This is a genomic window from Phenylobacterium sp., assembly GCF_030654915.1.
Classification (GTDB): Bacteria; Pseudomonadota; Alphaproteobacteria; order Caulobacterales; family Caulobacteraceae; genus Phenylobacterium.
This window is the reverse complement of sequence record NZ_JAURWM010000024.1, coordinates 1-8829: the sequence shown is the minus strand read 5'-3', so window position 1 is coordinate 8829 and position 8829 is coordinate 1. Positions and strand designations below refer to the sequence as shown.

The following is an 8829-nucleotide window of genomic DNA, read 5'->3' as shown; positions in this document are numbered from 1 at the left end:
AGGATCAGGCCGCCGCCCGGCCGATCCGCTTGATTTCCCATTCCAACTCGACCCCAAGCCTGGCCTTCACGTCAGCACGAACCGCCTCGCCCAGGCTTTCCAGGTCCGCCGCCGTGGCCTGCCCGGTATTGATCAGGAAGTTCGAATGCAGCGGCGAGAACATCGCCCCGCCATGCAGCTTGCCGCGCCAGCCAGCCTCATCCACCAGCTTCCAGGACGAATGGCCCGGCGGGTTCTTGAAGGTCGAGCCGCCGGTCTTCTCGCGGATCGGCTGCGTGGTCTCGCGCCGCGCGGTGATCTCGGCCATGCGCGCCGCGATCGCCTCGGGATCGTCGGGACGCCCCTCGAACAGGGCGCCGGTGAAGATCAGCCCGCCCTCGGCGGCCTTGGCGGACTTGCGATAGGCAAAGCCCATCTCGGCGTTGCTGAATGTCACGCGCTCGCCCGCCCGCGTCACCGCATAGGCCTCGACCAGCACGTCCTTGGTTTCCGCGCCGTAGCAACCCGCGTTCATCACCGTGGCGCCGCCGATGGAGCCCGGCACCCCGCGATAGAACTCCAGGCCGGCGATCCCCGCCTTGCCCGCCTCGCGCGCCAGCACGGCGTCGAGCACCGCGGCCCCGGCGAAAATCTTGTTGTCGCCGCGCGGCTCGACCTTGCCGAACGCCTTGCCCAGCCGAATGACAACCCCATCGACACCGCCGTCGCGGACCAGGGTGTTGGACCCGACGCCGATCGGCGTCACCGGCACGGAGGGATCGAGCCCATTCAGGAAGTAGGAGAGATCGGCCTCATCCTCGGGCAGGAAGATCACGTCGGCCGGGCCGCCGACCCGAAACCAGGTGAAGGGCGCCAACGGCTCATCCTTCAGGATGCGGCCCCGAACCTTGGGAAGACCTTCCCGCCAGCTCACTTCGAGAGCGCCTCGAGCTGCGCCGGCAGCGCGTGCGCCCAGACGGTGATATCGCCAGCCCCCAGGCAGACGACCAGATCGCCAGCCTTGGTTTCCTCGGCGACCAGCGCCGCCAGATGCGCGGGACTTTCCAGCGCCAAGGCGCGGCGATGGCCGAAGCGGCGCAGACCATCGACCAGGCCGTCACGGTCGGCGCCCGCGATCGGGGCCTCGCCGGCCGTATAGACGTCAGCGACGATCACCGTATCGGCGTCGTTGAAGCAGCCGCAGAATTCATCGAACAGATCGTGCAGGCGCGAATAGCGGTGCGGCTGCACGACGGCGACCACCTTGCCCTCGGTGACCGCACGGGCCGCCTTCAGGACCGAGGCGATCTCCACCGGGTGATGCCCGTAGTCGTCGATGACCCGCACCCCGTTGGCGACGCCCGTGGTCGTGAAGCGCCGCTTGACCCCGGCGAACCCGGCCAGGCCCTTGCGGATGTCGTCATCCGACACGCCCAGTTCGCGCGCGATGGCGATGGCGGCGGTGGCGTTCAGAACATTGTGCTGGCCCGCCATCGGCAGGTGCAAGTTTTCGAGCCGCACGACCTCGCCATCCTGCGGGGCGAACACCGCGTCGAAGCGCGAGCCGTCCGGCCCCATGCTGATCTTCTCGGCCCGAACCTCCGCCTGAGGATTGGTCCCATAGGTGATCAGCCGGCGGTTCTGGACCCGCGCAGCCATGGCCTGGACCTCGGCGTGGTCGGTGCAAACCGCCGCGAAGCCGTAGAACGGCACGTTCTCCACGAAATCCTGGAAAGCCTTCTTCACGGCGTCGAAGTCGCCGTAGTGGTCCAGGTGCTCGGGGTCGATATTGGTGACGATGGCGCAGGTGGACTTCAGCTTCAGGAAGGTGCCGTCGCTCTCGTCGGCCTCCACCACCATCCACTCGCCCTCGCCAACCTTGGCGTTGGTGCCATAGGCGTTGATGATCCCCCCGTTGATCACCGTCGGATCCTTGCCGCCGGCGTCCAACAGGGCGGCGACCATCGAGGTCGTGGTGGTCTTGCCGTGCGTGCCGCCGACCGCCACCGAGTATTGCAGGCGGGTCAGCTCGGCCAGCATCTCACCGCGATGGACCAGCGGGATGCGCCGTTCGCGCGCGGCGACCATCTCGGGATTGTCCGCCTTGATCGCCGTCGAATAGACGATGGCCGAAGCGCCTTCGACATTGGCCCCGCTCTGCCCGATGAACACCTTGGCGCCCAGCTTCTCCAACCGCTCGGTGTTGGCGCTGGCCTTGGCGTCGGAGCCCTGCACCGTATAGCCGATCCGCAGCATGATCTCGGCGATGCCGCTCATGCCGATCCCGCCGATGCCGACGAAATGCACGGGACCGAGGGCGAAGGGGACGGGGCGCTTGTTCATCTTTGGACGGCGGTTCTCTCGACCAGGTCGGCGAGGCGTTCGGCGGCGTCCGGTTTGGCGATGGATCGCGCGCCAGCCGCCATGCGCGCCAGGCGCTCGGGGTTGGTTAGCAGTTTCAGCAGGGCGTTCGACATGGTGTCGACGGTGAGTTGGTTCTCGCGGGCGACCTCGGCGCCGCCGGCGTCGGCCATAACCCGGGCGTTCTGGCCCTGGTCGTCGTCCAACGCGATGGCCAGCGGGATCAGGATCGCGGGCTTTCCGGCCACCGCGAACTCACACACCGTGCCTGCGCCCGAGCGGCCGATCACCAGATGGGCGTCACGCAATCGGCTGGCCATGTCGCGGAAGAATGGCGCGATCTCGGCCTCGACCATGGCGTTCGCATAGATCCGCCGTGCGCCGTCCATCGACTCCTTGCGGGTCTGCTGCTGCACCTTCAAACGCACACGCAGCTCTTCTGGCAGCTTGGCGATGGCCTCGGGCATCAATTCCGAAAGTAGCCGCGCGCCCTGGCTGCCGCCGGTGATCAGCAGGTGCACGGGGCCGTCGGCGCTCGGCGGCGTGTAGGGCAGGTCAGCCAGGGCCCGGATGTCGGGCCGCACAGGATTGCCCACCACCACGGCGTTCTCGGCGACCTGGCCGGGCGCCTTCTGCAGCACAGGGAAGGCGCAGGCGACAGCGCGCACGTGGCTGGCCAGCCGCCGGTTGGCGCGGCCCATGACGGCGTTCTGTTCGTGCAACAGGGTCGGTCGGCCTTGGGTGATCCCAGCCAACAGCCCTGGAACCGAGGGATAGCCGCCAAAGCCCACCACGACGTCCGGTTCGATCCGGGTGAAGACCGCGCGGGCCTGCAGCACGCCGCGCACGATGGCGATCCCGGCCTGGGCCATGCTGATGGGGTTGCCGCGCTCGAAGGTGCGGGCCGAAAGCCCAATGCGTTCCTCGGCGGGGAAGCTTTCGGCGAAAGCCGCGGCGCGCTCGTCGGTGGCGAGCACGATGCGCCAGCCACGCGCGATCAGGGCTTCAGCCAGCGCTTGAGCCGGAAATAGGTGCCCGCCGGTTCCCCCGGCGGCGACGACGGCGATTTTACGCATGACGAGCCTTTAGGCGAAGGCGCCGGCCTTGGCGAGGCCCTCGCCTTGGGAATAGGCTCCCGGCCTGCGGCGTGTCAGCGCCAAGGCCATGCCCAGGGTCAGGCAGATCGCCAGCATGGACGAGCCGCCGTACGAGATGAACGGCAAGGTCATGCCCTTCGTCGGAATCATATTCAGGTTCACCGCCACATTGATGAAGGCCTGTTGGCCGACGAGGACGAATAGGCCGGCCGCAGCCACCTGCTCGAAGGGATCGCTCAGTTTCATGGCGCGATAGAGGCCGCGAATGACGATGAACGAAAACAACGCGATCAACAGCAGCGAGAAGATCAAACCATACTCCTCGGCGCCGACCGAATAGATGAAGTCGGTGTGTAGGTCGGGGACGTGGCGCTTCATCACGCCTTCGCCCGGGCCACGCCCGAAGAAGCCGCCGGCGGCGATGGCCTCCGCAGCCCGGTCCACCTGGTGGGTGTCGGCGCGTTCGGGGCTCAGGAACCGGTCCACCCGACTCGCCACGTGCGGAAACAGGAAATAGGTCGAGGACAGCCCCGTCACCGCCACCCCGCCCAGCAGCATCACCCAGGACAGCGGCACCCCGGCCATCCAGAAGGCCGCGCCGAACGCCACGGTGATCAGCACCGTCTGACCGACGTCAGGCTGCACCAACAGCAGGCTGACCGACAGGAAGTAGAGGCCGAAAGCAATCGACACGCCGGGCACTCCCTGCCCCTTTTGGCCCTCCGCGAACATCCAGGAGACCAGCACGATGAGGGCCGGCTTCATGAACTCCGACGGCTGAAGCGTGAAGCCGCCCAGTTGCACCCAACGGGTCGCGCCCTTGGCGGTGTGGCCCATGAACGGCAGGGCGATCATGATGGCGATGGCGATGAGATAGATGAAGAACGCCGCCCGCCGAACGCCGCGGCCATCCAGCATCGAGGTCGAGACCAGGATCATCGCGCCGAGGGCCGCGAATACGCATTGGCGAACCGCGAAGTGGAAGGGATCGCCGACATTCATCCGCGCCGCGGCCGAGGGACTGGCCGCGAACGACATCATCACGCCGACGGCGATCAGGGCGGCCACGGCCCCCAGCATCCAGCGGTCCGTGGTCCACCACCACACACCCACCGTCGACCTGTCGCTGCGTGCGAAGGCGTGGGCTTGGTTGGATTTCATCAAAGGTCCATCGGCGATTCGAGGGCGGAGTTAGTCATCGCAACAAGACGCCCTCATGCTTAATTTTCCTTAACCGGCACGCGAGGCGGCGAGATCGTGATCTCTGGGGCCTAGGCGCGCGCGCCCTTGGCGGCGGGAACGCTCAGCGCGGCGACGGCTGCGCGGAACGCCTCGCCTCGCGCCTCGAAATCAGCGAACTGGTCGAAAGAGGCGCAGGCTGGCGACAGCAGCACCACGGCGTCCTGGCCCGTGGCGGCGGCGTCGGCATAGGCCATCGCCGTGGCGGCCTCGATGGTCCCACACTCGGCTACCTTGGCCTTGCCCTTCAGGACCTTGGCGAAGGCCGATTGAGCCTCGCCGATCAGATAGGCCTTCTCGATCCGCGGGAAGAGATCGGTCAGGTCGTCGATGCCGCCGGTCTTCGGCTGGCCGCCGGCGATCCAGTAGAACTTCGGATAGCTCGACATCGCCTGACGGGCGGCGTCGGCGTTGGTCGCCTTGCTGTCGTTCACGAAGCGGACCTTGCCGAGATGAGCGACCGTCTCCATCCGATGCGCCAGACCCGGGAAGGTCATCAGGCCGTCGGCGGCTTCCTGCGCGCTGAGCCCCAACCCTCGCACCGCGGAATAGGCCGCGGCCGCATTCTGCCAGTTGTGCCGGCCGGGCAGCGACTTGGCGCGCAGCAGGTCGGCGATCTCCACGGCGCGCTCACCGGTGGCGTCGTAAAGCAGGCCCTGCAGGACATAGACGCCCCGACCCATGGCCTTGGACGCCGAGATCGGCACGATGGTCCGGCGGTTGGCGGCGGTGATCTCGGTGCAGATCCGCTGCCCCCAGGGATCGTCGACCCCGATGACGGCGGTGTCGCCCTTGCCCTGGTTCAGCAGCAGCCGGCGCTTGGCGGCGACATAGCCCTCCATGCCACCGTGGCGCTCCAGATGATCGGGCGAGATGTTCAGCAGCACCGTCACGTCGGGCTTCAGGCTGGAGGTCAGGTCGAGCTGGTAGGAGCTCATCTCCAGCACGTAGACCGCCCCGCCGTGCATATCGTCCAGGTCGAGGACGCCGACCCCGATATTGCCGCCCACGCGCGTGTCCCGGCCGGCAGCGGCGCAGATGTGGCCGATCAGGGCGGTGGTGGTGGACTTGCCGTTGGTGCCGGTGATGGCGACAATCTTCGGCCGCTTGTGCGCGGGCGCGGCGTTCACCGTCCGGGCGAACAGCTCGATATCGCCGACGATCTCGACGCCGGCCGCCTTGTCCTTATCGACGGTCCAGTGCGGCTTGGGATGGGTCAGGGGCACGCCCGGCGACAGCATCAGGGCCGCGAACTTGCTCCAGTCGGCGGTGGTCAGGTCGACCAGCGTCAGGCCCTCGGCCTGCGCCGCGGCTCGGCTTTCCGGACGCTCGTCCCAGACCACGACCTCGGCTCCGCCCAGCATCAGCGCGCGCGCGGCCGTCAGCCCGGTTCGGGCGAGGCCGAACACGGCGACCGTCTTGCCTTCAAAGCCGCGGACCGGGATCATGACCTACGCCTGCCCTCCCCTACCGCAGCTTCAGGGTTGCGAGGCCCAACAGGGCGAGCATAACCGCGATGATCCAGAAGCGGATCACGACGGTCGATTCCGACCAGCCGAGCTTTTCGAAATGGTGATGGATCGGGGCCATGCGGAACACCCGCTTGCCCGTCAACTTGAACGACACGACCTGGATCATCACCGACAGGGTTTCGATCACGAAAAGGCCGCCGATAATGCCCAGCACGATCTCGTGCTTGGTGGCCACGGCCACGGCGCCGATGCCGCCGCCGAGCGCCAGCGAGCCGGTGTCGCCCATGAAAATCTTGGCGGGCGGCGCGTTGTACCAAAGGAAGCCGAGCCCGGCCCCGATCATCGCCCCGCAATAGACCGCCACCTCGCCCACACCGGGCACGAAGTGCAGCTTCAGGTACTGGGCGAAGACGAAGTTACCGACGAGATAGGCGATGAAGCCGAAGGCCGCCGCTGCGATCATCACCGGCACGGTGGCTAGGCCGTCGAGCCCGTCGGTGAAGTTCACGGCGTTGGCCGCGCCGACGATGATGAAGGCCCCAAACAGCAGATAGAACCACCCGAGCGGCAGCAGCAGTTGCTTGAAGATCGGGAACGCGACCGAGGTCGAAAGGTCCGGGGTCTCGGGCGGGTTGGTGCCGAACACCACCATCAGGGCGACGGCGGCCAGCGCGATGGCCGCTTCCATCAGCAGCCTGACCTTGCCCGAGACGCCATCGGTCGTCTGCTTGGTGACCTTGGCGTAGTCGTCGGTGAACCCGAGCACGCCGTAGCCGGCGGTCACCAGGATCACGGCCCAGACATAGACGTTGGTCAGGTCCGACCACAGCAGGGTGCCGACCAGCAGGCCGGCCAGGATCATCACCCCGCCCATGGTGGGGGTGCCGGCCTTTTCGACGACGTGACGCTCGATGCCGTCAGCGCGGATCGGCTGCCCCTTGCCTTGCTTGGCCTGCATCCAACGGATGAAGCGCGAGCCCATGGCCACCACCACCAGCTGCGCCGTGAACAACGCCATGCCCGTGCGGAAGGTTTGATATTTCAACAGGTTCAGGAACGGAACATACCCGTCGGCTGACAGCTGTTGATACAGCCAATAAAGCATCAGCCCCTCTCCTGGGCGCGCACGTCTAGAGCTCCCAGCGCAGTCACGACCGCGCCGGCTCTCGAGCCGTTCGAACCCTTAACCATAATGAGATCGCCGGGCTCGACGGCCGCCGCGATCAGCAGCCCCAATTCCACCGCTGTCTCGGCGTAGCCGCCCCTCCGAGTCGGAGGAAGAGCGTCCCACAGGGATTTCATCAGCGGGCCGGCGCAGAAAACCAACTCGACACCTGCGTCATTCAGCGGTTCGGCCAAGCCCGCATGGAAAGCTGGGCCTTCGGCCCCAAGCTCCAGCATGTCGGTAAGCGCGACGATCCGTCGCCCCATGGCCTTGCGTGCGCCCAGCGCCGCGAAGGCCGCGCCCATCGACACCGGGTTGGCGTTGTAGCTCTCATCGATCAGAGTGAAGTCGCCGTCCGCCAGTTTGATCACCCGCTCGGCCCCTCGACCGGCCAACGGCTCGAAGCTGCCCAGGGCGGCGAGGCTGTCGTTCAGGTCAACGCCGAGGGCCTCCAGCATCAACAGGACGGCCATGCTGTTCGGCCCCCAATGGAAGCCGGTCTGCAGGATCGGGAAGTCCATCGCCTTGCCGTGCAGGCGCGCCTGGACGACGGCATAGCCAGCCTGAGGCTGGAAATCGATCAGCCGCGCATCGCAGGTCTCGCCCGCCCCAAAGCTGCGGACCACGGCGCCCGCCTTGCGGGCCTCGGCGCTCAGGAAGTCGAACCACTTGTTGTCGGCGTTCAGCACCGCCACGCCGCCGGGCTCCAGCCCGGCGAATATCTCGGCCTTAGCGCGAGCGACGCCCGCCTCGCCGTCGGGGAAGTTCTCGACGTGGACAGGTCCGACCGTGGTGATCGCCACGGCGTGAGGCCGCACGAACCGCGACAGTGGAGTGATCTCGTCGGCGTGGTTCATGCCGATCTCGAACACGGCGCGCTCGGTGTCGCGCGGCATGCGGGCCAGGGTGAGCGGCACGCCGATGTGGTTGTTGTAGCTCTTCACCGACGAGTGGGCCTTGCCGGCCAACATCAGTCCGGCGCGCACCGCCTGGGTGACGCTGGTCTTGCCGACAGAGCCGGTGACCGCGCCGCGCCGCGTCTGGGGCGCACGCTCACGAGCCGCTTCACCCAGCATTTCCAACGCCTGAAGCGTGTCTCTGACGACGACGCTCGAAACGTCGACGCCCTTGGACACCAGGGCGCCCGTCGCCCCGCCCGCCATGGCGGTGGCGACGAACTCATGCCCGTCACGCACCCCGCCCAGGGCGACGAACAGGTCGCCCGGCTCGATCGAGCGGGTGTCGATGGAAACCCCGTTCACCGCGAACGACGCCCCGGACAGCTCTCCGCCTGTCGCGGCGGCGATTTCCTTCGAGGTCCACAGGGGCTCAGCCACGGAGCGCCTCCAAGGCTTGAGCAACTTCGGTCACGTCGTCGAAGGGATGCACGACGCCGGCGATGGTCACGCCCTGTTCGTGGCCCTTGCCGGCCACCACTAGGACGTCGCCGGCGCTCATCAGCGCCACGGCGGAGCGGATCGCCTCGCGGCGGTCGCCGATCTCCTGCGCGCCCTTG

Annotated in this window: 7 protein-coding genes and 1 pseudogene; all 8 read right to left on the bottom strand. The window is 67.4% G+C overall.

Annotated features, from left to right (window positions below; translation table 11 throughout):
• Nucleotides 1–4 precede the first annotated feature (4 nt).
• The gene (gene murB, locus Q7T84_RS00860; protein WP_304805668.1) at nt 5–913 is read right to left on the bottom strand and encodes a UDP-N-acetylmuramate dehydrogenase; all 909 of its coding nucleotides are present in this window, start codon (nt 911–913) and stop codon (nt 5–7) included.
• Entirely contained in the window at nt 910–2322 is a 1413-nt protein-coding gene (gene murC / locus Q7T84_RS00855; protein WP_304805667.1) for a UDP-N-acetylmuramate--L-alanine ligase, read from the bottom strand. The genes murB and murC overlap by 4 nt, the downstream gene beginning before the upstream one ends.
• Nucleotides 2319–3416, bottom strand: a complete 1098-nt coding sequence (gene murG, locus Q7T84_RS00850) for an undecaprenyldiphospho-muramoylpentapeptide beta-N-acetylglucosaminyltransferase (protein ID WP_304805666.1) — start codon at nt 3414–3416, stop codon at nt 2319–2321. The genes murC and murG overlap by 4 nt, the downstream gene beginning before the upstream one ends.
• 9 nt (nt 3417–3425) lie before the next feature.
• Nucleotides 3426–4598, bottom strand: coding sequence for a putative lipid II flippase FtsW (gene ftsW / locus Q7T84_RS00845; RefSeq protein ID WP_304805665.1), 1173 nt, complete (start codon nt 4596–4598; stop codon nt 3426–3428).
• 110 nt (nt 4599–4708) lie between these two features.
• Nucleotides 4709–6124, bottom strand: coding sequence for a UDP-N-acetylmuramoyl-L-alanine--D-glutamate ligase (gene murD, locus Q7T84_RS00840; protein ID WP_304805664.1), 1416 nt, complete (start codon nt 6122–6124; stop codon nt 4709–4711).
• A 19-nt stretch (nt 6125–6143) separates the two neighbouring features.
• On the bottom strand, nt 6144–7253 hold the full coding sequence (gene mraY / locus Q7T84_RS00835; protein WP_304805663.1) for a phospho-N-acetylmuramoyl-pentapeptide-transferase: 1110 nt from the start codon (nt 7251–7253) through the stop codon (nt 6144–6146).
• On the bottom strand, nt 7253–8650 hold the full coding sequence (gene murF / locus Q7T84_RS00830; protein WP_304805662.1) for a UDP-N-acetylmuramoyl-tripeptide--D-alanyl-D-alanine ligase: 1398 nt from the start codon (nt 8648–8650) through the stop codon (nt 7253–7255). Before murF ends, mraY begins: the two co-directional genes overlap by 1 nt.
• Nucleotides 8643–8829: pseudogene (locus Q7T84_RS00825) on the bottom strand (UDP-N-acetylmuramoyl-L-alanyl-D-glutamate--2,6-diaminopimelate ligase); the annotation flags it as partial. The pseudogene Q7T84_RS00825 and the gene murF, both read right to left, overlap by 8 nt.